Origin of the sequence: Neobacillus niacini, assembly GCF_000759675.1 — a bacterium.
Lineage (GTDB): Bacteria > Bacillota > Bacilli > Bacillales > Cytobacillaceae > Neobacillus > Neobacillus niacini_A.
On sequence record NZ_BAWM01000086.1, the window covers coordinates 236,416 to 261,363 of the forward strand.

25 protein-coding genes, 1 pseudogene and 1 riboswitch are annotated in these 24,948 nt (G+C 37.7%); of the genes and pseudogenes, 8 read left to right on the top strand and 18 right to left on the bottom strand.

Annotation, left to right across the window (positions count from 1 at the left end; translation table 11 throughout):
* Positions 1–44: 44 nt before the first annotated feature.
* From TR08_RS21470 to TR08_RS21505, 8 genes are all read right to left on the bottom strand, one after another.
* Positions 45–953, bottom strand: a complete 909-nt coding sequence (locus TR08_RS21470) for a Gfo/Idh/MocA family protein (RefSeq protein WP_045521754.1) — start codon at positions 951–953, stop codon at positions 45–47.
* Positions 954–970: 17 nt separating this feature from the next.
* On the bottom strand, positions 971–1,261 hold the full coding sequence (locus TR08_RS21475; protein ID WP_045521755.1) for a hypothetical protein: 291 nt from the start codon (positions 1,259–1,261) through the stop codon (positions 971–973).
* A 24-nt stretch (positions 1,262–1,285) separates the two neighbouring features.
* A complete protein-coding gene (locus TR08_RS21480) occupies positions 1,286–1,714 on the bottom strand; it encodes an acyl-CoA thioesterase (RefSeq protein WP_045521756.1) in 429 nt (142 codons plus the stop codon).
* Between the two features lie 4 nt (positions 1,715–1,718).
* Positions 1,719–4,106, bottom strand: coding sequence for an AAA family ATPase (locus TR08_RS21485; protein ID WP_238579210.1), 2,388 nt, complete (start codon positions 4,104–4,106; stop codon positions 1,719–1,721).
* Between the two features lie 83 nt (positions 4,107–4,189).
* Positions 4,190–4,405: a small acid-soluble spore protein Tlp gene (gene tlp / locus TR08_RS21490; protein ID WP_045521757.1), complete on the bottom strand. Its 216-nt coding sequence runs from the start codon at positions 4,403–4,405 to the stop codon at positions 4,190–4,192.
* A 136-nt stretch (positions 4,406–4,541) separates the two neighbouring features.
* Positions 4,542–4,685 carry an acid-soluble spore protein N gene (locus TR08_RS21495; RefSeq protein ID WP_045521758.1) on the bottom strand — a complete coding sequence of 48 codons (144 nt, stop codon included), beginning with the start codon at positions 4,683–4,685 and terminating at the stop codon, positions 4,542–4,544.
* Positions 4,686–4,751: 66 nt separating this feature from the next.
* Positions 4,752–4,883 (bottom strand): FbpB family small basic protein, encoded by a 132-nt coding sequence (locus tag TR08_RS21500; RefSeq protein WP_034672833.1) that lies wholly within the window; start codon positions 4,881–4,883, stop codon positions 4,752–4,754.
* 159 nt (positions 4,884–5,042) lie between these two features.
* Positions 5,043–5,576 (bottom strand): peroxiredoxin family protein, encoded by a 534-nt coding sequence (locus TR08_RS21505; protein ID WP_045521759.1) that lies wholly within the window; start codon positions 5,574–5,576, stop codon positions 5,043–5,045.
* Between the two features lie 338 nt (positions 5,577–5,914).
* On the opposite strand from TR08_RS21505, the gene TR08_RS21510 reads away from it, so the two are divergent.
* On the top strand, positions 5,915–6,949 hold the full coding sequence (locus TR08_RS21510; protein WP_045521760.1) for an SDR family oxidoreductase: 1,035 nt from the start codon (positions 5,915–5,917) through the stop codon (positions 6,947–6,949).
* Between the two features lie 122 nt (positions 6,950–7,071).
* Here TR08_RS21510 and abc-f read toward each other — a convergent pair whose 3' ends face one another.
* The 3 genes from abc-f to acnA all read right to left on the bottom strand — a co-directional run bounded on the left by abc-f (position 7,072) and on the right by acnA (position 12,742).
* A complete protein-coding gene (abc-f, locus tag TR08_RS21515) occupies positions 7,072–8,769 on the bottom strand; it encodes a ribosomal protection-like ABC-F family protein (RefSeq protein WP_045521761.1) in 1,698 nt (565 codons plus the stop codon).
* A 257-nt stretch (positions 8,770–9,026) separates the two neighbouring features.
* Positions 9,027–9,980: a phosphotransferase enzyme family protein gene (locus TR08_RS21520; protein WP_052427563.1), complete on the bottom strand. Its 954-nt coding sequence runs from the start codon at positions 9,978–9,980 to the stop codon at positions 9,027–9,029.
* Positions 9,981–10,033: 53 nt separating this feature from the next.
* A complete protein-coding gene (acnA, locus tag TR08_RS21525) occupies positions 10,034–12,742 on the bottom strand; it encodes an aconitate hydratase AcnA (RefSeq protein WP_045521762.1) in 2,709 nt (902 codons plus the stop codon).
* Between the two features lie 355 nt (positions 12,743–13,097).
* On the opposite strand from acnA, the gene sspO reads away from it, so the two are divergent.
* Positions 13,098–13,247: a small acid-soluble spore protein O gene (sspO, locus tag TR08_RS21530; RefSeq protein WP_045521763.1), complete on the top strand. Its 150-nt coding sequence runs from the start codon at positions 13,098–13,100 to the stop codon at positions 13,245–13,247.
* 65 nt (positions 13,248–13,312) lie between these two features.
* Here the strand turns inward: sspO and TR08_RS21535 are convergent, their stop codons facing one another.
* Positions 13,313–13,585, bottom strand: coding sequence for a hypothetical protein (locus TR08_RS21535; protein WP_045521764.1), 273 nt, complete (start codon positions 13,583–13,585; stop codon positions 13,313–13,315).
* A gap of 110 nt (positions 13,586–13,695) precedes the next feature.
* On the opposite strand from TR08_RS21535, the gene TR08_RS31360 reads away from it, so the two are divergent.
* Positions 13,696–13,836: a small acid-soluble spore protein P gene (locus TR08_RS31360; protein WP_193747817.1), complete on the top strand. Its 141-nt coding sequence runs from the start codon at positions 13,696–13,698 to the stop codon at positions 13,834–13,836.
* 322 nt (positions 13,837–14,158) lie between these two features.
* On the opposite strand, the gene selA is transcribed toward TR08_RS31360, so the two are convergent.
* Positions 14,159–15,565, bottom strand: a complete 1,407-nt coding sequence (gene selA, locus TR08_RS21540) for an L-seryl-tRNA(Sec) selenium transferase (RefSeq protein ID WP_045521765.1) — start codon at positions 15,563–15,565, stop codon at positions 14,159–14,161.
* A 95-nt stretch (positions 15,566–15,660) separates the two neighbouring features.
* On the opposite strand from selA, the gene TR08_RS21545 reads away from it, so the two are divergent.
* On the top strand, positions 15,661–16,053 hold the full coding sequence (locus tag TR08_RS21545) for an Hsp20/alpha crystallin family protein (protein WP_045521766.1): 393 nt from the start codon (positions 15,661–15,663) through the stop codon (positions 16,051–16,053).
* A 97-nt stretch (positions 16,054–16,150) separates the two neighbouring features.
* On the opposite strand, the gene TR08_RS31365 is transcribed toward TR08_RS21545, so the two are convergent.
* The gene (locus TR08_RS31365; RefSeq protein ID WP_370576381.1) at positions 16,151–16,390 is read right to left on the bottom strand and encodes an Rdx family protein; all 240 of its coding nucleotides are present in this window, start codon (positions 16,388–16,390) and stop codon (positions 16,151–16,153) included.
* A 151-nt stretch (positions 16,391–16,541) separates the two neighbouring features.
* Between TR08_RS31365 and selD the strand changes: the two genes are divergently transcribed.
* Positions 16,542–17,594: a selenide, water dikinase SelD gene (gene selD / locus TR08_RS21550; RefSeq protein WP_081954587.1), complete on the top strand. Its 1,053-nt coding sequence runs from the start codon at positions 16,542–16,544 to the stop codon at positions 17,592–17,594.
* A gap of 289 nt (positions 17,595–17,883) precedes the next feature.
* Here selD and TR08_RS21555 read toward each other — a convergent pair whose 3' ends face one another.
* Positions 17,884–18,861, bottom strand: coding sequence for an L-threonine 3-dehydrogenase (locus TR08_RS21555; RefSeq protein ID WP_045521768.1), 978 nt, complete (start codon positions 18,859–18,861; stop codon positions 17,884–17,886).
* Positions 18,862–18,918: 57 nt separating this feature from the next.
* Positions 18,919–20,109 (bottom strand): glycine C-acetyltransferase, encoded by a 1,191-nt coding sequence (locus tag TR08_RS21560; RefSeq protein WP_045521769.1) that lies wholly within the window; start codon positions 20,107–20,109, stop codon positions 18,919–18,921.
* Between the two features lie 265 nt (positions 20,110–20,374).
* Here TR08_RS21560 and TR08_RS21565 point away from each other — a divergent pair, with 265 nt between their 5' ends.
* Positions 20,375–20,662 (top strand): hypothetical protein, encoded by a 288-nt coding sequence (locus tag TR08_RS21565; protein WP_045521770.1) that lies wholly within the window; start codon positions 20,375–20,377, stop codon positions 20,660–20,662.
* Between the two features lie 29 nt (positions 20,663–20,691).
* Here the strand turns inward: TR08_RS21565 and TR08_RS21570 are convergent, their stop codons facing one another.
* Complete coding sequence (locus TR08_RS21570; protein ID WP_045521771.1) at positions 20,692–21,690, bottom strand: NAD(P)H-dependent flavin oxidoreductase; 999 nt, start codon at positions 21,688–21,690, stop codon at positions 20,692–20,694.
* A 210-nt stretch (positions 21,691–21,900) separates the two neighbouring features.
* Positions 21,901–22,002: riboswitch (purine riboswitch) on the top strand.
* Positions 22,003–22,114: 112 nt separating this feature from the next.
* On the opposite strand from TR08_RS21570, the gene TR08_RS21575 reads away from it, so the two are divergent.
* Together TR08_RS21575 and TR08_RS21580 are read left to right on the top strand one after the other, a co-directional pair.
* Entirely contained in the window at positions 22,115–22,708 is a 594-nt protein-coding gene (locus TR08_RS21575; RefSeq protein WP_045521772.1) for a xanthine phosphoribosyltransferase, read from the top strand.
* Positions 22,708–24,018, top strand: coding sequence for a nucleobase:cation symporter-2 family protein (locus TR08_RS21580; protein ID WP_045521773.1), 1,311 nt, complete (start codon positions 22,708–22,710; stop codon positions 24,016–24,018). Before TR08_RS21575 ends, TR08_RS21580 begins: the two co-directional genes overlap by 1 nt.
* 695 nt (positions 24,019–24,713) lie before the next feature.
* On the opposite strand, the pseudogene TR08_RS33365 reads toward TR08_RS21580, so the two are convergent.
* A pseudogene (locus tag TR08_RS33365) lies at positions 24,714–24,948 on the bottom strand (hypothetical protein); the annotation flags it as partial.

Genomic DNA, 24,948 nt, shown 5'->3' on the forward strand with positions numbered 1-24,948 from the left:
ATAAGCACACATGAATGTTGGTACTTTCGTGTGTGCTTTTTCTATTACTTGCTCTCAAGCTGTTGGACAACAAGCTCACATATTTCATGTGTCCGTAACGAATCGCTGGCAATACCAGATGGAAAGCTATCAGAACGTACCGCATTGATAAACTCTTCGACGATCTGTTCAAATCCTCTTTTAAATAAGGTAGAATCCCAATTGTTAAATGAGAGTGATGTTTCTTTCTGATCACGATAAATCGTTAATTTATCTAAATCTTGAACGACCCTATTCTCCTTCGTTCCCATTACTTCTAACTTTTCTTCAACAGCCCCGTTGTCTCGATTCATAATAGCTAGACCTGTCATGTCCCTAGAGATAAATTGAACAACCACATGATAAAGCATTCCATTACTAACTCTTCCATTAACGATAACATCCTGAATTTCACCTTTAAACAGGTAACGTACCGTATCTAAAACATGAATAAAATCATCATAAACAAATGATCGAATATCGCCTGGAAGCGCATAGCGGTTCTTTTGCATAATAACCATATTCGGTCTATCAATTTCTGCCATGGCCTGATAAAAAGGAGCGAACCGTCTGTTAAATCCAGTCATCAAGATAAGCCCTTTACTTTCGGCGAGTTCCACAAGTTCCTTGGTAGTTTCCAAGTGATAGGTAATAGGCTTGTCCACATAAACATGAATACCATTATTTAAAAGTTCTCTTATAATTTGCTCATGTGATTCTGTCGAAGAATGGACAAATGCTCCTTTTATTCCGCTTTCTATGATAGAAGTCAGACTAGTGTGAGTGTGAGGAAAGCGATATTTATTACTGATTTCCGTTAAAACGGCAGTATTTCTTGTGAATAAATGGAACTCCACATCAGCTAGCTTACCTACAACAGGCAGATAAGCTTTTTTCGCAATATCCCCAATTCCGATGATTCCTAACTTTAACATGGTTTTATCCCCCGTTTTCACCAAATATGATGATGTAATCCTTCTTTATGTAAAATTTCTTTTTGTCTTTCTCCAATTAAATCAAAATGTGAATAGCCGTCACGGCGGTGATGAATCCATTCTTTTTTCAACCCATGTTTATTGCCCCATTCAGCCAATTTTTCAAGGTCATGGCATCCCACCTTGGTAACGGTTTTACAGCCTGGAAAACGATCATCCAGCCAATAATGGGTTAAAAATGCGATTTCACCATCATCAATTTTTTGTTTCCATTGTCTTACTTCCTGTCTTTTGATTCCAAATGCCATAAAGTCACCCCAAAGCTCATTCCATTACTTTTTCTTTATTTCTTCATACTTCAGGAACCATTCAGGGAACGCCTTTTTAAACGCGATCGGTCTAAAGTTGTCCTTTTTGACAACAATATGAGTCGATGTTCCTTCTGCACATATTTCCTCGTCTCCATTTATGATGGAATACCCATAGACCGTTTTAAGACCATCATTTTTTTCAATCCACGTCTTAACAAAACCCCTATCGCCGTAACGTAACGGCTTTTTATAGGTTGCTTGGATGTCATATACGGGCGCAAAATACCCTGCATTCTCCATATCTAAATAACTATAGCCAAGATCCTCAATCAATCCGCTTCTCCCGAGCTCAAAATACTTTAAATAGTTCGCATGATAGATGACTCCCATCATGTCAGTATCCGCATATAAAAGTTGAATTTCTCTTGTTGAAATAAATACATTGTCCATTTCTCTATTCTCCTTCCCTACTTAAAGGAAATTTTATAAGCGCTTTTTCCACATCTTCACTTTCAATATGAATAGCTTTTTCTAATAAATCCTCTTCTCCTGCTTCTCCCATGAGTCTCATTGCTTGTGCTTGAATCATTTCATCAGCCAAGTTGGTAGCAAATCTTCCGTTCCCTTTGAAGGTATGATTTGTAATACTTTGTTTCAAAAGAGCTCTTGCTCCTTCGCTTATTTGGTATTGGAAGCTTTCTACATAAGTCTCGATAATTGCAAGCAGCTCCTCCGGTGAATAATCAGGGAACAGAAAGAATTTCTTAAATCTCGAGCGTAATCCAGGATTACTCTCTAAAAGCTGGTCCATTTCATTTGGGTAACCCGCAAGTACGACAACTAGATTTTCATTATGCTTGGTCATTTCATCAACAAGGGTATCTACTACTTCTTTACCAAAATCACCTGCTGTTTGGCTTAAGAGTGAATAGGCTTCATCAATAAATAATACTCCTCCAAGAGCTTCCCGGATCTTTTTCTTTGTTTTTCCTGCTGTTTGACCAACATATCCGGCTACGAAATCGGCTCTGCTGGCTACGATTAAATGTCCTCTTTTTAACATTCCGCATTCTTTAAGGAGTTCCGCATATATTTTGGCTACTGTTGTTTTTCCAGTACCAGGATTACCTGTGAAAATGGAATGCAGCTGAATCGGTACCGTTGGTAACCTTTTTTCTTTTCTAAACTGCTGCATTTTAACAAAAGAAACAAGCGTCTCTAATTCACCCTTTAGTTCGGTCAAGCCAATTAAATGCTCTAATTTTTCAAAAGGTGATTCAGGATTCTCATTCTGTTCAATTCCAAAATCGTCTTTATCTAATAGGGTATAGGTGAGAATATTCTCATTTGATTTCGGATGGTCAGACCCTTTTTTAAAAATAGCATCTAACACAATATTGCGGACCGATCTTGCATTACCGAATGTATCATCCACTCTTTCCTTTTCAAGGCGATGGTTAATTTCTAATTTTGCTTCGTCTGTAAGTATATAATCATTCTCAGCGGCAATTTTTTCGGCAATTAAAATCAATTCTTCATTTGAATAATTAGATAACTGGATGAAATTTGATTGAGGGAATCGGCTCCTTAATCCTGGGTTTGAATCTAAAAAGATACGCATTTCATCAGGATATCCTGCTAGAATAACAGCGAATTTCCCACCGTACTCCTTTCCTGTCATTAGCGAAACAAGGGTATCAACGGCTGTTTGCCCATAATCATTTCCTGTTTGTCCTTCTCGTTTCAAACTATAGGCTTCATCAATGAATAGAACCCCGCCAATCGCTTTCTCGACAACTGCTCGCACGTTTTCCTCAGTTTGGCCCACATACGCCCCTACGAGCTGTGATCTGTCAGTCTCAATCACTTCTGGGCGAGGCAGCACATCAAGTTCGTGATAAATTTTTGCTAATAAACGGGCAAGTGTTGTTTTCCCTGTTCCTGGATTCCCAGTCAGAACCATATTAAGACTTAATTCATCTTTTATTTGGAATCCAAGTTTTTTACGGTCTTTCTGGTATTTTAAAAATTGATAAAAATCATTGACTCGCTTTTTGACGAAATCCATCCCAATCATTTCATTTAATTGGTCCAAGGCGTTTTCTGAAGCCTGTTCAACGTCTTCTTCGACTGCAAATAGACTTTGCCAGTTCTTTTTTATATCTTCTAGGCTGGACAAATGTAATTTTAAGTCATCAATATAGGTCGCCGTATGGAAAACACCCTTAATCGAATCCTCATACTCTTCAGCAGCCTTAAGTAGGTTACCACTAACCTCAATGGAGTCTAACAGTAAATCAGCAAGGTTTTTATATTGTTCAAAAAGCGGTTTGTTTCCCAGAGCTTCAGCAAGATTCATTTTTTCAGTAAGATCTTCAACCTGATCATCTGCTACAGCTAAGAAATTTTGACAAATTTGTATGTATTGTTCTGCGACTTTTTTCTTTGCAGTTCGATTATCTGTTTCCCGAATGGCGGGAAACGTTAGAACATCTAAAATATCTTTTTTCTTTTTCCAATCGTATTGAATAAAATAGTACTTTGCCTTCTCGTTCTCTGGATGTAATTCTAATGCTTTGTGAAGCCACGCTGAAGCTAATGAATCTTGTTTCTTACGCTCTAGACGCGACAGTGCAACTACCGTTAACATCCTCGATACAATTTCAGGGTTTGTTTGATTGCGTATGGCAGTTAATAATTCATTTTCGTTGGCAATAAAGCCTTTTTCATTCAGTTCTGTTTCCCACTGAATTAATTGCTTGTTATCGTGTATAGACTGATTTGTTTGTTGTTGTATCAATAGGATCACTTCTTCTTCAAATTTTCCTTTTAATATTACCACAACCAGTCCGCTAAAGACTAAATTCAATGGATAAAAACGAAAAAAGGACCTGTCAGCTTTGAACAGGTCCTGGTATTAATGTTTTAGGTTTCATCCTTAATTTCTGAACGGTATGATTCAATACTTTCACGACGTCTTTGGTTTTTAGCTTCAATTTGCTGACGTTGTGTTTCGCTATCTGTAAATTCCAGCGAATCTTCAGCAGCTTCAATGTTTTCAAGTGTATCATGAATCATTGCTTGGAGCTTTTCTGCATTATCACTACGATCATCTGGTTTTGGCTTATTGTTATTAGTCATCAGTTTTCCTCCTTGGTGTTGTCAGTTACAAATATAGTTTGTATCGAAGTGAAAAAAATATCACAGAAAAATTTTGAAAAGAAGTAATAACAAAAAAGACCCGCTGGCAATTGCCTGACGAGTCTTTACCATTTTATTATTCACCTTTAGTCTGAATGACTTGTGCATGCTTACCGGATGTATCCTGATGGGTCTTGCCTTTGTTTCCGCCAAAGCCCCTGTCTTTAGTTCCAATATGATTAGGGGCAAAGTGTTTACTATCTCTTTTCGGATTACTCATGTATTATCCCTCCTCCTTAACATTTTGTCCATTTAAAGGAGGAGCATGTTTGGTAATTTATGTGAGTTACTCCGCTTTACCAAGTCGCTTTTCTTCTAAGCGCATTTCAATCTTTTCCATAGCAGCTCTATCTTTCAAAAGTTGACTTTTATTTTCTGATACAAGTTCTGCAAAGGAACGTTTTCTAGGCTTTCTCATGAATATCACCTTCCTTATTTCCTATTCTAACAGTTATTATGCCCTGAAATGGTTTCAATTATTACAACTTTTTGAAAATTATAAAGAAAAGTATGCAATAAAGCTTTAAAGCGCTAACTTGTTAAGTACAAAAAAGACATTGGATTACTCATCCAATGTCTAATTTAGATCATGTGTATATTGTTTCATTGTATCGTGATTCATTGCACCTATATATTTGTATCCAATATTCCCCTTCGTATCGATAAAATACGTTGTTGGAATGGATAGGACTTGATACATTTCGTTTACTTTATCGTCCGCGTCTAATGGAATCGGAAACGTAATCCCATTTTCATCTACAAAGGCTTTAACATCTAAATGCGGGTCAATGTTTACGGCTAAAATGACAACATTATCCCCAGCTTCTTTATGAAATTCCTCCATGGCAGGCATTTCTGCTTTACATGGTGGACACCAAGTCGCCCAGAAATTGAGCATAACTTTTTTCCCTTTTAAATTGGAAAGCTTTACAGTATCGCCTGCTAATGTTTTAAGTTCAAAATCAGGTGCCTTTGCCCCTACTTTTAATCCACCCATATTAGCAGCTTCTTGACTTTCGTTATCGGGTTCAGCCTTTTTATCCATAGCCTGCACAATCGCGACCCCAAGTAAGGCTATTAACACAACAGCAGCGATGACTTTTTTCACCATATCCCGAACCCCCTTGATTCATAATATGCTACATCGATTTTACACTATAAAGTCAGTTGAAATAAAGGTTGTATATGCCAAATATGTGACAATTTAAAAACAGTTTAGTCAAAGTATTCTAGAAAAGCAAATAAAGTTACTTATTTAAGGCGTTAAGCACACTGATTGTCACATATCGCATATTAGTTTTTTATATTTAATCTCGATAATCATCTAAACCCTGCTTTCCGTTATGAAAACCATAGTTTATTTTAGTATACCCTTCTCTTTAATCATATTAGAGATTTATGCTTAGTATAAATTTGTTAAGATGAAGAAAGATGGAGAGGAGTTGGGTTATGAAGATACTCGTTTTAGGGGGAAGTCGCTTTTTAGGAAGAACATTTGTCGAGGCTGCTCAGAAGCAAAACCATGAAGTGACCATTTTTAATCGCGGAAATCAAAATGAAGGGTTTAAAGATGTTGAAATTATTACTGGTGATCGTTTTGGTGACTTAAAGGAACTAAAAAACCGCTATTGGGATGCTGTATTGGACACAAGTGGATTCATTCCTTCTTCAGTTTTAAAGTCGACCGAACTATTAAAAGATCGGGTAAACCATTACACATTTATTTCAAGCATTTCTGTTTATAAAGATTGGGTTCAGGAAAATTTCGATGAAAATTATCCTGTTCACGAAATGTCATTAGCGGAAGCAAATGAACTTAATAATGGGAATGTTTATGAGCATTACGGACAATTCAAAGCTTTATGTGAAGTGATGGCTGAGAAAAATATGCCTGGACGTGTGGTGAATATACGTGCCGGTCAATTAATCGGACCTAACGATTATACCGACCGTATTCCCTATTGGCTACATAGAATTGCCAAAGGCGGTAAGGTTTTAGCACCAGGTAATCCTAACAGACCGGTACAGATGATTGATAATAAAGACTTATCCAATTGGATCTTAAAAATGATAGATAACCAATCAACAGGAATCTTTAATGCAACCGGGCTTGATTACCCACTTACGATGAAAGAATTCCTTGATGCATGTATGAAGGTGACAGGCTCTGAAGCAGAAATCGTGTGGACTTCTGAGAAATTTCTCCTTGAGAACAATGTTGCCCCGTGGACGGAAATGCCTCTTTGGGTACCTGAAGAGTTTCCTCTCGAACCTAAGCTTAAGGAACCATGGAAAGGTACCTTTACTGTTAATATTAAAAAGGCCATTGCGAGCGGACTTACCTTTCGACCTCTTGAGGAGAGTTTAGCGGAAATTTATGACTGGGAAAAGCAGCGTAATCTTGCGGAGGACAAATGGAAGTCTGGAATGCTTGCTGATCGTGAAAAAGAATTGCTAGAACTATGGTCTCGAACTCACGAGTAAATGATGGTTCGCTGATATAATTGAATTATCGTGGATATAATTCGTTTAACACTGATATATGTGTTTTATAACAGAGATATTAAAAATAGCCCCTTTCTCGAGGGGCTATTCTAATGACTACTTTAGATTAATTTTCTTTTTTGCTTTAAGAGTTCGTTAAATTCGGTATCTAATTCGATATATTTAGGGCTTTTACTGTCAATTAGTGATAGTTCACCTAAGATTGAAGCGATTCTATTTTCGATGATCATTAAGGTTTCTTTTTTATCAGTAGGTTCAGCACTATTTTTAGTAAAGTACTCTTCTGGCTTCATTTCCAATCGCTTAATCTTCTGATTATCAAATAAAAGGAGCTTATCGCAAAGTTTATTTAAGAAATAATAATCGTGCGAAACTGTAATAATCGTTCCAGCGAAATCATTTAGCGTTTTTTCAAGCTGCTCCCTGCTTGGTAAGTCTAGATGATTGGTTGGTTCATCTAAGATAAGAACATCATATTGTTTCATTAGCATGTCAACCAGTTTAACACGAGTTCTTTCTCCAAGGCTTAGTGTCCCAATTGGCTTCGTAATAAACTGTTCCTTTAATCCGAGATTGGCAAATAAGGTTCTTGCCCGGAGAATGTTTTCTCGGTCAGTAAAACCTAATGCCTCTAAAGGAGTTTTATCAGCCGGTAAGTTGTCAACATCCTGACTTAGGTACGCAACCTTTAAGGATTCACTTTTCCAAAGCTCTCCGCTAGAAACCGATGTTTCACCAAGGATCATTTTTACTAAGGTCGTTTTACCACAGCCATTTTCTCCTAATAAACCAATACGCTCTCCATTATTAATATAAAAGTGAGAATCGCGGAAAAGGGATCGCTCATCAAACGTCTTCGTTAAGCTCTTCGCCTCAATAATCCTTTTCCCTCTATTTCCTTTCGTATCGAACTGAAATCTGACTTTTGCCTCCTCTAGAGGTTTGTCGATTTTGTTTTTTTCAAGCTCGCTCTGCAATCGCTTCATTTTCGACTTTACTTGCTTGTCACGATTCTTTGCCTTAACCCGGTGGTATTCCTTATTGCCAAAATCTCTGCCTTGCATAGTTGAAGTCTGGTGAGCCTTCTCGGACCATGCCGTTAATTGGTCCATTTGCATTTCTATTTCTTCTTTTTTACGCTGTTGTACTTCATAATGGTGCATGTGTGTTTCCAATCGATGCCGCTTTTCCTTCTGATAATCACTGTAGTTACCATTGTAGAAGTTAATCTTGGTATTCTCAATCTCAAGAATCCGTTTTACCATCTTATCTAAAAAATGACGATCGTGTGAAATAATCAATACTGGTCCCTTAAATTTCTCTAATTCTTCAATTAACCATTCAATCCCTTTAAAATCAAGGTGATTGGTTGGCTCATCAAGAATTAAAAATCCAGGCTTTGACGACCACACATTTGACAATGCAAGTTTTAGCTTTTCACCTCCACTTAGATGGCTAAGCCGATTCTCTTCCCATTCATAAACCTTTTTCAGACCTAATTCTTTTGAGTGCTGTAAGATTTCTCCCTCAGATGATAGGTATTCTTGAAATTCACTACCCTGGTAATCAATTGACTGTGTAAGGTAACCGATCTTTAAATCCGGCGATTTTTCAATGAAGCCTTTATCAGGAGTAAGTTTCCCAGTTAGAATATTGGCTAATGTCGTTTTGCCGGTTCCATTATAGCCAACGAGACCAATTCTTTCGCCATCTTTTATATCAAAAGAAATATTGTCTAAGATTTTCCTAAGATTAAAGTTCATTTCCAATCCGGTTACTTTTATTATATTTCTGTTCATAAAAAAACTCCCTTCGTTTTGAACCTGAAGAGAGTGTTTGAGTCATGTAGTTTACGCAATCATAAATAGCACATGTTTAATAAACCTAAAAAGGCTTACGAGCTATGTTTTGATTGTATTATAAACGTTCAAGACTTAAAAAAGGATAGACTAATCCTATTCTTCAGGTTCACCATTTTTCGCTATTCGAATAAATGTGCTGAAAAAATAAGATTATAACTTCATTCCTCTTTACCATTCCTTTTCGTTTGTTAGTTTTATTTTATTTTACCCAAACCTAGATTGTCAATCATTTCCGAAAAATTAACATTTGAATAGGGATTACCTGTCTCTATTTTATTTTTTAAATTTGTAAGAGTATACTCCTGCCAATCCTCTATATTATCCATATCCCATTTCTCCAAAAATAAAGTATATAAAAAGATCTCTCTAATTTTTAAAAAGATAGGAATTTGTTGAATGAGTTCTTTGCTGATTGTGTGTTCCTGCTTATATCCTCTTAAGTAATTCTCCCAGAATACACTGCTGAACTCTGTGTTTTCTGGTGTAAAGGATGACGCTTGCCAATAGGCATGATAAAAGGAAGTTGCTAAATCATAAGCAAACCAATGATAAGCGGAATCATCGAAATCAAATACAGTAATTTCTCCTTCGTTTACAAAGAAATTCCCCTGGTGAAAATCATTATGTATGAGTCCATATCGGTCGGAATTCACTTCAAAACTCATAAGTTGATTTAATAGCTGCTTATACCTATTTGCAATTATTCCAGATTTGATTTTTGGGAGAAGTTTTAATATGTCAGGGTTGTCTAGACTCCAAGCCGGCCGGGTTACCTTAATATCTTTTGAAACTTGGTGCATTTTTCCTGTAACTCTTCCCCATTGAAAAAATAAATCTTTGTTCCATTCCTCGCGTTCGGTTACATCCACAGGCTTCCCTTTCGCTTTTTCAAAACAAACAATATAATTTTGATCATTGTTTTCGATGAACCTGCCATTTGGAGATTTTATTGGTAAGGAAACAGGTATTCCTTTTGCTCCAAGAGCCTGTAAAAAGGCTAATTCACTTTCAATTTCAGTAAGTCGTCGTCTGTTACGTGATGAAAGTCTAAAAATTAGGTTTTGATAACTGAGTACTGTGTTATGAAACCCTTCACTGATTGGAATTAGTTCCTTCATATTAATTCCATAGATTTGATCTAACGACATAGTTAATCCTTTCTAAAAAACCACCATGCAAAAACTGCATGGTGGTTTGAATGTTATGCTTGTAATTTTTCGCGAAGTACCATTGGAAGGATACCACCATGACGGTAGTAATCAATTTCAACTTCAGAATCGAAGCGAACAAGTACTTCAAATTCTTTCTTGTTGCCATTTTCGTCAGTAGCAGTAACTTTTAGTAAATCACGTGGTCTTACGTCTTCACCAACTTGCACATCGATTGTTTCTTTACCAGTTAAACCAAGTGTTTCAGCGCTTTCGCCATCTTTAAATTGAAGTGGAAGAACGCCCATTAATACAAGGTTTGAGCGGTGAATACGCTCGAAGCTTTCAGCAAGAACTGTTTTAATACCTAAAAGGTTGGTACCTTTTGCAGCCCAGTCACGTGAAGAGCCCATTCCGTAATCTTTTCCAGCAAGAACAATAAGTCCAGTGCCGTTTTCTTTGTATTTCATGCATGCATCATAAATTGATGTAACTTCACCTGTTGGCCAGTAAGTTGTTACTCCACCTTCTGTACCTGGTGCGATTTGGTTACGAATACGAATGTTTGCAAATGTTCCACGCATCATAACTTCGTGGTTACCTCGGCGTGAACCGTAAGAGTTAAAGTCACGAGGTTGAACACCTTTTTCTAATAAATATTTTCCAGCTGGAGTATTTTTACCAATTGCTCCTGCAGGAGAGATATGGTCAGTTGTTACGGAATCTCCGAACTTACCTACAACACGTAATCCTGTTAAAGGTTCAACTGTACCTGGTTCAGGTGATAATCCTTCAAAGAATGGTGGGTTTGCAATGTAAGTGGAATCCTCATCCCAAGTATATAATGGCTCATTACTTGTTTTGATTTCGTTCCAACGCTCGTTATCGCCGAACACATTCGCATATTCTCTGCGGAATAGTTCAGGTGTTACAGTGCGTTTAACAACATCATTTACCTCAGCCGTTGATGGCCAGATATCATTAAAGAATACATCATTACCATCTTTGTCTTTACCAATTGGTTCATTAGCAAAATCGATGTTCACTGTACCCGCAAGTGCATATGCCACTACTAGTGGTGGAGAAGCAAGGTAGTTTGCTTTTACAAGCGGATGAATACGTCCTTCAAAGTTACGGTTACCTGAAAGTACAGAAGTAACTAATAGATCGTTTTCAGCGATTGTTTTTTCAATTTCTTCTTTTAATGGACCAGAGTTACCAATACATGTCGTACAGCCATAACCAACAAGGTTGAAGCCAATTTCCTCTAAGTAAGGGAGTAATCCGGAATCACGAAGGTAACCAGTAACAACTTTAGAACCTGGTGCCAAAGAAGTTTTAACGAATTTAGGAACTTCCATTCCTAATTCAACTGCCTTTTTCGCAACAAGACCTGCACCCACTAATACATATGGGTTAGAAGTGTTCGTACAGCTAGTGATAGAAGCAATAGCAACTGCACCAGTTTTAATGGTTGTTTCATCACCATTTTGGAAATTAACCTTAGCTGACTTTTCAAGCTCATCCGCTTGTAAGCCGAAGCCTTGGTTTCCTTGTGGTGCAGAAACTGCCTTTACAAACTCTTCTTTCATTTTTGAAAGTGGAATCAAATCTTGTGGACGCTTAGGACCTGAAAGATTTGCTTCGATAACGGAAAGATCAATTTCAACCACATTTGTATAAACTGGCTCGAAAGATGGATCAAAGAATAATCCGTTTTCTTTACAGTATTGTTCTACTACATTGATGTGTTCTTCTTCACGACCAGTTAAACGCATATATGCAAGGGACTCATCATCAATTGGGAAGAATCCACATGTTGCACCATATTCAGGAGCCATGTTCGCAATTGTTGCACGGTCTGCTAATGGAAGGACAGATACTCCAGGTCCGAAGAATTCAACAAATTTGCCAACTACACCTTGGCTGCGAAGAACTTGAGTTACTTTTAAAGCTAAGTCAGTTGCAGTAGCACCGTTTGGAAGCACTCCAGTTAACTTAACTCCGACTACTTCAGGTACTGGGAAGTATGAAGGCTGTCCAAGCATTCCTGCTTCTGCTTCGATACCGCCTACACCCCATCCAAGAACACCAAGGCCATTAATCATGGTTGTATGTGAGTCAGTTCCAACTAATGTATCAGGATATGCTTCTAATTCACCATCAGCAGTTTCTGCTACGTGGACAACATCTGCTAAGTACTCAAGGTTAACTTGGTGTACGATACCAGTTGCTGGTGGAACTGCACGATAATTATTGAATGATTTTTGAGCCCAGCTTAGGAACTGGTAACGCTCAGCATTACGTTCAAATTCTAAATCCATGTTAACTCGTAAAGAATCAGCTGAACCGTAAGCATCAACCTGTACAGAGTGGTCGATTACTAGATCAACGGTTTTCTCAGGATTAATTTTATCTGGATCTCCACCAAGGTCAGCCATTGCTTTTCTTAATGAAGCAAGGTCAACTACTGCTGGAACACCAGTGAAGTCTTGTAGGATAACACGTGACGGTTTAAATGGAACATCTACTTCTTTAAGTTCATCTGTTCCCCATTTTGCTAAGTTTTCAACGTGCTCTTTTCCGATGACACGGCCATCGTATTGACGAAGCACAGATTCAAGTAATACTTTTACGGAATATGGCAATTTAGAAACCTTGCCAATACCTGCCTCTTCAAGTGCACTTAAGCGGTAGTAGTGATAGCGTTTACCGTTTACTTCAAAGGAAGTACGTGCGTTAAATACGTCATTTTTCACCATTGTAAAGCCCCCTCATTCGTCTTCATTAAATAAAATTAACGAAAAGTCGAAAAGTTTGAATTTTCCTATCCATCCCTACTTTTCTCACAATTCTAATCTTAATACAACCTTCTACATAAGTAAATAACAAGAAAGTTATTGTGATTGATAAGTTTTTCTTATGATATTTCCGTATAATGTTCAAAATATTTAGAAAAATCTTATAAGAACGTGTGACTGAATAATCATAAGGATTAGAATTATGTACATATTTATTATCTCAAAAAACTTTTTTCTTGTCATTTATTTTACCTTAAAAGGAAATATTATCATTATCAGAGGGAATTCTACAGAATTCTCCTAGGAGGTGAATGATGTGCAAAGAAGAAAGTCAAATCATGTTATTCCAGGCGCAAATGCTGCTAAAGGTCAGGGTCAAGGAGCAGGATTTAACGAGGAAATGGCAAACGAACCGTTAACAATAAAGGAAAAAATGAACAATAAAAAACGGAAGAAGAACCAATAAACGGTACGAACCTTTCGTTTTCGAAAGAAAAAGCAGGAGAATTCCCCTGCTTTTTAACCTTGGATTTAATCTGGGAGATTAACTTCTGCAACGATGCTCTGCAGATCCTGCTGAAAACGTTCAAGTTGTGCTCTTTGGTGTTCGGTTGCAACTTCCAAAGCATTTTCAATTTGCTGGTATGCTTCATTTACTTCTTCTTTTAAATGCTTCAATTGATGCCCGTAACTAGCGTTGTCACTAATGATTGTCGCAGCAAGTCCTTGGGCTTCCTCATATCCTTGCTGAGCAGCTTGAAAAGCTTGCTGCTTATCCTTATTGTACGGAAATTTTTGAGTCACGATATCACTCCCCTCAATCTTTTATAACGTTAAATTGCACACCTTGAACTGAAAATATTCAGCATAAAAAGTCAGCAGCATTGCATCCTAACACTATAGGAGGGATGAAAATGGTGAACAAAAACGACGGCAAGGATATGAGAAGAAATCAACCAAAAATTTCTGGTCAGCCTGAGCCATTAAGTGGTTCTCATAAAGTAAAAAATCGAAACCATTCTCGTGCAAAACATAATACACATCATGATATGTAGAAAAGCGCAAGGTGCCTGCCTAGCGGCGACAGGCATAATACGGGCCAGCTAGAAGGTTGTTCTTAAACTTTCTGGACGGATTGTAGGAAATGTGGAGGCGACTGTTCTGGGACGAAGGCATAAGACAAACCCTGTAAGAAGGCGGTTTTTGCCTTCTTCAGGGGATGGCTTATGACCGAGGAAAAAGCGATTTTTCTTTTTCCACTGAGCCGATGGCACCTAGAGCTAGACAATTCTCCTAAGTAGACAAAACGATTTACTCCTAGTTTCTAGGACACTAAAAATAGTTCTAACCCCCTCTAGACCGATGAGGGGGTTGCTTTTATAATTGGAGTAAGGCTTGAAATAAAAGATATTCTTCTTCCTCGGTAACGGTTCTTAAATCAATGATAAATTCATCCTTTTGAATCCGTCCCACAATTGCTGGTTTACATTCTGTTCTTAATTTTCTTCCGACCTGTTCTGCTGTAAGAGTGTGATGTTTAAGTGAAATGACCAAGGTTGGCAGCTGAACATCCGGCATCGTTCCCCCGCCTACTTGACTTGTACCAGGGGAAATTTTCGCCTGAAAATTATCTGTACCCTGTAACAAGTTTGTAACAAACCTCTTCGTTCTTTCGTCTAATTTATCAATAGAAACTAATAAATCACGGATGGTGGGAATGTTATGTACTCCCTTTTCTCCGCGTGCATAATCAATTAACGTACCTTCTAGCGCAGCCAGTGTCATTTTGTCAACCCGAACCACGCGTGCTAATTGGTGCTTTTTTAAATGATCAATGATCTTCTTTTTCCCAGCAATAATTCCTGCTTGAGGTCCACCTAGCAGCTTATCACCACTAAAGGTAACAATATCCGCACCCAATTCGATGACCTCTCTTACAACTGGTTCATCTCCAATTCCGTGCTTTCTAAAGTCAAAAAGAGCACCACTGCCAAGGTCTTCATAATAAATTACATCTTCCGAACTTTGAGTTAGCGCAATAAGATCTTCTGTCTCGACTGATTTAGTAAATCCAATCACCTTGAAATTACTTGTATGTACTTTCATGACAATAGCCGTTTCAGAATGAAGGGCATTTTCATAATCATATAAATGAGTTTTATTTGTTGTTCCGACTTCCACTAATTTTGCTCCGCTTTCTTCCATGATGGAAGAGATACGGAAGGAGCCGCCAATTTCTACTAACTGACCTCTCGAAACAATAACTTCTTTATTTTCTGCAAGCGCTCTTAAAACAAGATAAACCGCGGCAGCATTATTATTGACGACCATCGCAGCTTCTGCCCCGGTAATTTTTTTAAGTAGAGCTTCTACATGGCTATGCCTTGAACCTCTCTCCCCTTCATTTAACTTATATTCAAGGTTTGAGTAATTTTGTGCTGTTTCTACGACATGATGGATGGCATTGTCACTTAGTCTCGCTCTACCAAGATTAGTATGAAGGATGGTTCCTGTTGCATTGATTACTTTTTCAATGGTATACGAAAGTTGTTTCTTAATGTTTCCACTTAAAAGGTGAAAAACATCATCTATAAACTGATTTGTGCCCGGGGTTGCGCCATACCAGTCTCCGTTTAATATTAATGACCTTATTTGGTCGACAGCTTCCTTTAACTGATTTGTTAATTGGGTAACATCGAGATGATTCTCCCTAAGGAGGGCTTCGAACTGTTCATGATTTTGCAGTTCATGTACAGCCGGAATTGAACGTAACCAATCTTTCACCACAAAAACTCCTTTACTTTCCTACTTTTGGCCTATTATATCATTTCACGTTTTCATTCTGAATGAATAAAATAAACCGTGCAAGGGGGATTGTTATGAAATCCAAAAAAAATATACAGCCCATCGATTTTGACCTTGTGGAAAAGTGGTTGGAAAACTACTGCCTTGATCCTCTAACTACACAAGATGACGTGACTCAATTTCGAATCGATTTATACGAGACAGATAAAGAATGGATTGTCGAGGCATTACTTAATGAGTATAACAGCTCGGAAATTAAAGTATTTATTGAAGATAAGAAGCTCGTTATTACTGCTGATAAATCTTCCACTCCCTCTAATCAACAAAAGAGAGTACGTACTATCCAGTTCCCCTTTCAGGTTATTAATCAAAAAGTAAGTGCAAATTACATTAATGGAATATTAGAGGTTCTGATTTCAAAAACTGAAAAAGGTCTAGGGAAAAACTGTTACATTACACTGCCCTAAGTTATCTTATGGCATTATTTTTTTGCGATACTAGCTAACATAATAACGTTATAGAAAACAAAAACCCTCAAATCAAATGTTGATATGAGGGTTTCGTTTATTTTTCTGAAATTTTATTAATGATATCCTCGGTGTCTGGAAACACACCAGTATCTAGTTTGGAATAGATCTTTTCCCCATTGACGGTTACTTCAAATGCTCCACCTGAGACAGGGATTAATTCCATTTTTCCAATCTTACGGTTAAAGTGTGTAAAAAGTTCTTCCGCGAAACTCGCGGCTTTTGGTGCGTAGTTTCATTGCATGCAAAATTCTACAGTTACATGATAGATGTTCATTTTACTCCTCCATTACATCCAAAGCTAGTTTCCTGCATCGCCATAGTAAAAATATTTTAACGTATGGTTATTTTCCATGCAAATCTTTTGCTTCTATAATATGTGCCATTTTGAATTGAAACAGTTATACTAATTATTGGAGGTGGATTTGTTGAGTGAGCAAGAGAAAATACGCCTAACCTCTTTATCAACTAAAGCGGGCTGAGGCTGTAAAATTGGTCCTGAGGACCTGGCGCAAGTTTTGCGTCATTTACCTAAGCAAGACCCTGTTCCAGAATTACTAGTGGGACATGAAACTTCTGATGATGCAGGTGTGTATCAGTTAACTGACTCGATTGCCCTAATTCAGACGGTCGATTACTTTACACCAATTGTGGACGACCCATATATGTTTGGACAGATTACTGCTGCAAACGCGTTAAGTGATGTTTATGCAATGGGTGGAGAACCGAAAACAGTATTAAATATTGTTGGTTTCCCAATCAAAAAGCTCGGAGCTGAAATGCTTTCAGATATACTCCGAGGTGCAGCGGATAAAGTAAAAGAAGCTGGAGCCTTAACAGTTGGAGGACATTCGATTGATGACCAAGAGCCAAAATTTGGTTTATCGGTTACGGGAATCGTTCACCCTGACAAGGTTTGGAAGAACGTTGGCGCAAAGCCGGGAGATGTTTTGGTAATAACAAAGCCAATAGGTGTAGGAATTATCACTACGGGCATTAAACGAAGCGTTGTCACGTCTTTACAAGAACAAACGGTCACCGAAACAATGGCTGAGTTAAATAAAACAGCAGCCGAAGTGTTAACGAACTATCATCCTCACGCTGTCACGGATGTAACCGGATTTGGATTATTAGGACATAGTAGTGAAATGGCACGCGGAAGTAATGTTAGCTTTGAGATATCCTACTCTATGGTTCCAATTTTGGAAGGTGCATTAGAGTTAGCTAGAGATGGTGTTGTTCCAGGTGGATCAAAATCGAATCATAAATGGTTATTGAATGATGTAGTCTATGAGGATCTTCTACCTGAGGAACAATTAGTTCTTTGTGATGCGATTACATCAGGTGGCCTTCTCGTTTCCATGAGTGAAGAAGAAGCTGTCCAATATGTGGACAACCTTCATGCAGCAGGAAAACACCATGCTGCCATTGTTGGAATGGTTACGGAGAAGAAAGAGAAAGTGATTTATGCAAAAAGATAACAGCTTGGCATCTGCTACGCTGTTATCTTTTTGTTATTTTAGAGGTGGGTGCTTCACTGAAGCATACAATTTTTACAAAAAGGTGTACAGTTTCTACAAAAAACCATACAGGTTCTACAAAGAAGTGTACAGTTTCTACCAAAAACCATACAGGTTCTACAAAAAAGCCTACAGTTCTTACAAAAAACTATACAGGATCCACAAATGGCTGAATAAACCCTATAATCTAATGACATTTTTTGAAAATAAAAAAGATGACCGAATGAATCTGGTCATCTTTTTTAACATATTATTGGATTCCACTCGGTTTGGTTTTGTTCATCGTCAATTTATTAGTTAGTTTCTTAATCATATCTTCAGTCATTTTAGCTAAATCGTATTCAATCTTAAAGCCCCACTCTTCTTCTGATGCAATGGCATCGATGGAATTTGGCCAGCTGTCAGCAATTCTTTGGCGGACAGGATCTACATTATAAGTTAGTTCAAATCCTGGGATATGTTTCTTAATCTCATTTGCGATTTCCTCTGGGGCAAAGCTCATTGCTGTAACATTGAACGAGTTACGGTGTTTAAGCTTGCGTGGGTCTGCCTCCATCAAATCGATAATCGCATTAAGCGCATCCGGCATATACATCATATCCATATAGGTTCCTTTATCGATGTAGGATGTATATTTTCCATTTTTAAGGGCTTCATAATAAATTTCCACAGCGTAGTCGGTTGTTCCCCCGCCAGGCATGGCAACGTAAGAAATTAAGCCTGGGAACCTTAGTCCCCTCGTGTCGACTCCGAATTTGTGATAATAGTAATCGCCCAAAAGTTCGCCAGCTACTTTATTAACGCCGTACATCGTCGTGGGGCGCATGATGGTATCCTGTGGTGTACTGTCTTTTGGTGTTGACGGTCCAAATGCACCAATCGAACTTGGAGTGAAAAATTGTGCATTAAGCTCTCTTGCTGTTTCTAATGCATTCATCAAACCACCCATATTTAAATTCCAAGCTAAGACTGGTTTCGCCTCAGCTGTGGCAGATAATAGTGCGGCTAAGTGCATGATGGTATCAACCTTATACTTTTTCGCAATTTCGCCCATCATGTTTAGATCTGTAACATCTAAGACTTCAAATGGACCGCTCTGTGCAGCTTCACTGTCATTCTTTCTTATATCAGTAGCAATAACATTATCCGTACCATACGTTTCCCGTAATTTCATGGTGAGCTCAGAACCGATTTGCCCTAATGCACCTGTAATTAATATCCGTTTCATTTTTCTCCGCCCTCTCACTTTTGTCATGAAATCTCGCCCATTGAAGGGTTTCTATGATTAAATAATGCCCATTTCTTTGCCGACTTTTTCATAAATAGCAATGGCTTGATCAAGCATTTCTTTTGTATGTGCAGCTGTTGGCATATTGCGAACACGTCCTGTTCCTTTAGGAACCGTAGGGAATACAATTGCCTTTGCATATACTCCCTCTTCATTCAAACGTTTGCTAAATTGCTGTGTTAATGACTCGTCACCAATAATACATGGAGTAATCGGAGTTTCACTGTTTCCAATATTAAAGCCTAATTCCTTTAAGCCTTTTTTGAGGTAATCTCCATTCTCCCAAAGCTTTTTATTAAGCTCTGTGCTTTCCATTAAGAGTTCAATGGATTTCTTGCTTGCTGCTACATCTGCTGGTGTTAAAGAGGTAGAGAATAGGAATGGACGGCTGCGGACCTTTAACCAGTCAATTAAATTCTTTTTCCCTGCAACATATCCACCCACTACACCAATTGCCTTGGAGAGGGTCCCAATTTGGAAATCGATTTTATCGGACAAGCCGAAATGCTTAACTGTACCAGCTCCATCACCTAGGACACCTGATCCATGTGCATCATCTACATATGTAATGAGGTCAAATTCTTCAGCAATTTTTACGATTTCTGGTAATAATGCAATGTCCCCATCCATGGAAAATACACCATCAGTAATAACCATGATTTTATTGTATTGACCAGATTCCTTTGCTTCCTTAGCTTTTGCTCGCAAATCTTCCATATCGGAATGATTTACACGAATAATCTTTGCCCTAGACAAGCGGCAGCCATCAATGATCGAAGCATGGTTTAATTCGTCGGATAAAATGGCATCATTTTTATCCATAACAGCTGAAATGGCTGCCATATTACAATTGAATCCTGATTGATAAGCTATTGCTGCTTCTGTATGTTTGAATTCTGCTAATTTCTCCTCAAGCTCAACATGAAGCTTTAATGTTCCGTTAATTGTCCGAACGGCTCCAGCTCCTACACCGAAGGTTTCAATTGCCTCCGCTGCTGCTTGCTTCAAACGTTCATCTGTTGCTAATCCTAAATAGTTATTAGAAGAAAGATTAACTAACTGTTTACCATTTATTGTAATCATTGGACCATTTGGACTTTCTAATGGATCGATGACATTATATAGACCCTTACCTTTTAAATCTTCTAGGTTTTCGTTTAAAAATTGCTCCAAAATAGTACTGGACACATTTATTCCCCCTTATTGTCGCTTTTAGAAAAACATTTGTCCGCCTTAGACGGACACTCGAATTCTTGATGAATACCAGTTTTAAAGGATTTCTGTAATATACTTTACCATGTTTTTTCGAAAATGTGCATACCTAGAGGACATTTTTGAAAAATTTTTTTTGCATTTTTAGGTTATCCATTTTGAAATCAAGTTATTTTTCAAATTGAGTAAAAAAGGTATAATGGAAGCCATACTCTTTTTAAGCATAGAAAGGATGTAACATGTGGATTTCATTTCATCACTTATTTACACAATTCTCGTAGGCGGCATTTTTGTCTTTATTTTGATTTACCTTTATGATTGGTTATTTGGTGAAAAACAAGATAAACAAATTCGTAAAATTCACAAATACTACCACAATGAAATCGTCCAAAAGGTCGAAATGCTTGAGCACCAGCCGAAAAAATTCACCTTATATCAAGTGAAAACAGACAAAGAAACAAAACGAGTGAAAATAAAGCCAGGCTATAAAGTCATTAAAATGGTAAAGAAAAAAGAACCTACCCTTTAGAATGGATAGGTTCTTTCGGCTAAACATCGCTATTTCACTTTTAATCTTCTTAATTTCGCAGAAGATTGGTTCACTTTTTCCAGTGCTTCTTGATATTCTACTTCTAATCGTTTAATGATATCTGCTGTGGATTCGATTTTATCAATGGCACCTACACCATGGCCCGCGGACCAAATATCACGCCAAGCTTTCGCCTCAGATTTACCATGCATAGTATCAAAATCAACTTTTTCCTTTTTAACCAACTGCGCTGGATCAAGTCCTGCCTTTACGATACTAGGAATAAGCATGTTCGCCCGAACACCCGAAAACGCATCCGTTAAGATGATATCCTCCTGTGTAGAATTTACAAGCATTTCCCGATATTCATCATGTGCCATACTTTCAGTCGCAACAATAAATCTTGTTCCCATATACGCTAAGTCAGCCCCTGCTGCCTGTGCGGCTAATATTCCCTTACCGGTTGATATAGCGCCAGCAAGTACAATAATACCGTCCCAAAAAGTACGGACCATATCAACAAAGGCGAAGCTGTTAATTTGTCCAGCATGACCACCCGCACCACTTGAAACCAAAATCAACCCGTCAACACCCGTTTCTGCAGCCTTACGAGCAAATTTCAGATCACTGACATCGGAGAAGACTAATCCTCCATATTCATGAACAATTTCTACCACGTGTTTTGGACTACCTAAAGAAGTGATGACCAATTGCGGCTTGTGTTTTTTAATTAACTCTAATTCATCCTGAAGACGGCTATAGGTACTATGTACAACCATATTCATCGCCCATGGAGCAATCTTACGTTCAGGTTCTGCAGTCCTAGCTGCTTCTAATTCCTCATTTAACTGACCCATCCATTGATCAAGCACCTCGATTGGTCTTGCATTTGGAGCTGGAAATGAACCAATTACGCCATTTAAACAACAATTTTTTACGAGTTCTGGTCCAGACACTAAAAACATCGGAGCTGAAATAACTGGGAGCTTTAACTGATTCCACCAATTTTCAGGGATTGATTTTCGCATGTTTGACACTCCTTCATTTTAGAATTTTCTGAATAATTTTCCTATTATTATAGTAACTGAAAATGAATGGTTATTCAATCGTAGAATAAGGCCTTTTATTATAAAATATAAAGCGTTTTTGCAACACGAACATTGAGTTGTTAAAAATATCTATCGTTCGTCTTTTGGTAAAAAACAATTGCTTTCCTTTTTCACCATGTTATAATGAGATTAAATTTATAAGGTTTCACTCATATAATCGCAGGGATAAGGCCTGCAAGTTTCTACCGGATTGCCGTTAACAATCCGACTATGAGTGGGTAATGCTTAAGGCGCTATTTTGCGTCCATACATTCGGTAAAAAGCCCAAATGTCATTGCCTCACTCAAATATTGATGTGAGCCATGACATTTGGGCTTTTTTATTTTTTCATAGGGGGATACACATGAGATTACTAGAAGAAAAGATTAAAAAGGATGGCAGAGTCCTTAATGAAAATGTGTTAAAGGTTGATTCATTTTTAAACCACCAAATAGAACCTAGTTTAATGTTTGAACTTGGGAAAGAGTTTGCAAAGCGATTTGCAGGTGAAGGAATTACGAAAATTGTAACAATCGAGTCATCAGGGATTGCTCCTGCTGTTATGGCTGGATTACAAATGAATGTTCCAGTTATTTTTGCGCGAAAAAGAAAATCTGTTACTTTAACCGATGACCTTCTGACAGCAAGTGTTCATTCTTTTACTAAAAACGAAACGAATGAACTGGCGATTGCAAGCAAGTTTTTAAATGATAACGATAAAGTTCTCATTATCGATGACTTTCTTGCAAACGGTCAGGCTGCTCTCGCTTTAGTCGAGATGGTCCAACAAGCAAATGCAGCGATTGCTGGCATAGGGATTGTCATTGAAAAATCCTTCCAACCTGGCGCTCAGAAATTGAAAGATCAAGGATTACGGGTAGAATCATTAGCAAGAATCGCCTCTTTATCAAATGGAGAAGTAAGTTTTATAACTGAGAAAATGGAGGAATTGGTCTAATGAAACAACATCCCGTCAAAATCGCATCTTTAGGAATTCAACATGTTTTAGCGATGTATGCAGGAGCTGTTATCGTCCCTCTTATCGTTGGCGGTGCTTTAAATCTAACAGGAGAGCAATTAACCTATTTGGTCTCTATTGACATTTTGATGTGCGGGATCGCGACTATTTTACAAGTATGGCAGAATCGCTTTTTCGGAATTGGCTTGCCGATTGTATTAGGATGTACTTTTACTGCGGTGGGTCCAATGATTGCGATTGGCGGAGCATATGGTGTTTCGTCTATTTACGGCTCGATTTTAGTTTCTGGTTTAATTGTTGTCTTGATTTCACAGTTCTTTAGTAAATTAATCAAATTCTTCCCTCCTGTTGTTACAGGATCAGTTGTTACGATTATCGGTATTACTCTAATTCCTGTGGCTATGAACAATATCGCTGGCGGACAAGGCAGCCCTGATTTTGGCAGCCTCTCTAATATTAGCTTAGCTTTTGGAACATTATTATTTATAATCCTGCTCTATCGTTTTACAAAAGGATTTATTCGATCTATTTCAATCCTAATAGGATTAGCAGCGGGTACGCTTGCAGCAGCTTTAATGGGCAAGGTGAATTTTGCAGCTGTTGGTGAAGCTTCATGGTTTCATATGGTAAAGCCTTTTTATTTCGGTACTCCGACCTTTGAATGGACTCCGATTGTTACGATGACTCTTGTAGCGATTGTAAGTTTAGTAGAATCTACAGGAGTCTATTTTGCACTAAGTGATATCACTGGAAGAAAGCTTAAGGAAAGTGATTTAGCTAAAGGTTATCGTGCAGAAGGACTTGCGATTATGTTAGGAGCATTATTTAATGCATTCCCATATACTACCTACTCACAAAATGTTGGGCTTTTACAATTGACAGGTGTTAAGAGTAAAAATGTTATCTACACCATGGGTACGATGTTAATCTTCTTAGGATTCGTTCCTAAAATTGGTGCTTTAACAACCGTTATTCCAACCTCAGTTTTAGGCGGAGCGATGGTTGCTATGTTTGGAATGGTTATTGCTTATGGCATTAAAATGTTAAGCAAAGTAGAATTTGCTTTACAAGAAAATCTGTTAATCATAGCATGTTCTGTGGGTATGGGTCTCGGAGTTACGGCAGTTCCTGATTTATTTGCACAGCTGCCAGAAAGCGTAAAAATCTTAACCAATAACGGGATTGTAGCGGGGAGCTTGACGGCTATCTTTTTAAATATTGTGTTTAATGTTGCTAAGCCAGGTAAACAAATCGAATCAGCAAAAGCGAGCAGTCAAGGGACTGCTTAAATAGAAATTAAATATCCAACATATTAACACATAAAATATGTTGATACGTTGCCTACATTTTCTTAACAAAATGTGATTATGAGGTGACGAAAATGAAGAGAAAAAGATAACTAATAGATTAGTTAGTGAAGATTCTAATTCTGTAATTTTTACATTTGAACAAGCTTATGAGTACTTTCTTATCTAAGAGACGAGCATTTCAATTTTAAAACTAAAGAGTATGGATTATCTATTCAGACTACTAATGCTCGTCTTAGATTCTTAAAAACCTTTTATAATTTCTTAAATAAAGAAGAATTAGTTAAAATCAATCCTCCTGAACAGGTAAAATTCATCAAAGAGGATGAGCGGATTTTTCAACCGCTTAATGAAACAGAAATACAAAAATTGCTAAATGTTCCTGATTCAAGTAAATATCCGCAATTTCGAGATAAATGTATCAAAAACTAAATTTAAAAAAAGCAAAAAACATAGGCTGTTTAACATATTATACATGACTAATATGTAAACAACCTATTTATTAGGAATACTCCTCAACAATCGCGCCCTGTTCTTGAGTAAGATTATGATTGTATGGACATATGAAATTAACTATTAGGAAATTGCCTCAAGTGTTTTAGATAAAGCCTATGTTAAATAACTCTGTTGATATTTGATTAAGACGAACGTTCGTTCTATAATATGGAATAATCATTTTATTTCGGGACGATACCTAGCAATCTTCTACCCATTAACCATATTGCCAAACCAGTTCCCCACAAGATTAGGGCAGAGCCAAATCCTACTACAGACATAAATGCATTTATCTGATGTTCCCCCATCGTGACCTTCGCAGGCACAAACAGTAATGTAATAATAGCTAGTAAACAAAGGAGTGAGCCTGTAAAATAATAGAGTCTGACTTGGAAAAGAGGGGCCAATGGGAAAAAA

What these genes read in the sequence shown, in the direction of transcription:
- TR08_RS21470 (WP_045521754.1), bottom strand. Translation starts at nt 953, where the DNA reads ATGTTAAAGTTAGGAATCATCGGAATTGGGGATATTGCGAAAAAAGCT.
- TR08_RS21475 (WP_045521755.1), bottom strand. Translation starts at nt 1,261, where the DNA reads ATGGCATTTGGAATCAAAAGACAGGAAGTAAGACAATGGAAACAAAAA.
- TR08_RS21480 (WP_045521756.1), bottom strand. Translation starts at nt 1,714, where the DNA reads ATGGACAATGTATTTATTTCAACAAGAGAAATTCAACTTTTATATGCG.
- tlp (WP_045521757.1), bottom strand. Translation starts at nt 4,405, where the DNA reads ATGACTAATAACAATAAGCCAAAACCAGATGATCGTAGTGATAATGCA.
- TR08_RS21495 (WP_045521758.1), bottom strand. Translation starts at nt 4,685, where the DNA reads ATGAGTAATCCGAAAAGAGATAGTAAACACTTTGCCCCTAATCATATT.
- TR08_RS21500 (WP_034672833.1), bottom strand. Translation starts at nt 4,883, where the DNA reads ATGAGAAAGCCTAGAAAACGTTCCTTTGCAGAACTTGTATCAGAAAAT.
- TR08_RS21505 (WP_045521759.1), bottom strand. Translation starts at nt 5,576, where the DNA reads ATGGTGAAAAAAGTCATCGCTGCTGTTGTGTTAATAGCCTTACTTGGG.
- TR08_RS21510 (WP_045521760.1), top strand. Translation starts at nt 5,915, where the DNA reads ATGAAGATACTCGTTTTAGGGGGAAGTCGCTTTTTAGGAAGAACATTT.
- abc-f (WP_045521761.1), bottom strand. Translation starts at nt 8,769, where the DNA reads ATGAACAGAAATATAATAAAAGTAACCGGATTGGAAATGAACTTTAAT.
- TR08_RS21520 (WP_052427563.1), bottom strand. Translation starts at nt 9,980, where the DNA reads ATGTCGTTAGATCAAATCTATGGAATTAATATGAAGGAACTAATTCCA.
- acnA (WP_045521762.1), bottom strand. Translation starts at nt 12,742, where the DNA reads ATGGTGAAAAATGACGTATTTAACGCACGTACTTCCTTTGAAGTAAAC.
- TR08_RS31360 (WP_193747817.1), top strand. Translation starts at nt 13,696, where the DNA reads ATGGTGAACAAAAACGACGGCAAGGATATGAGAAGAAATCAACCAAAA.
- TR08_RS21545 (WP_045521766.1), top strand. Translation starts at nt 15,661, where the DNA reads ATGAAATCCAAAAAAAATATACAGCCCATCGATTTTGACCTTGTGGAA.
- TR08_RS21555 (WP_045521768.1), bottom strand. Translation starts at nt 18,861, where the DNA reads ATGAAACGGATATTAATTACAGGTGCATTAGGGCAAATCGGTTCTGAG.
- TR08_RS21570 (WP_045521771.1), bottom strand. Translation starts at nt 21,690, where the DNA reads ATGCGAAAATCAATCCCTGAAAATTGGTGGAATCAGTTAAAGCTCCCA.
- TR08_RS21575 (WP_045521772.1), top strand. Translation starts at nt 22,115, where the DNA reads ATGAGATTACTAGAAGAAAAGATTAAAAAGGATGGCAGAGTCCTTAAT.
- TR08_RS21580 (WP_045521773.1), top strand. Translation starts at nt 22,708, where the DNA reads ATGAAACAACATCCCGTCAAAATCGCATCTTTAGGAATTCAACATGTT.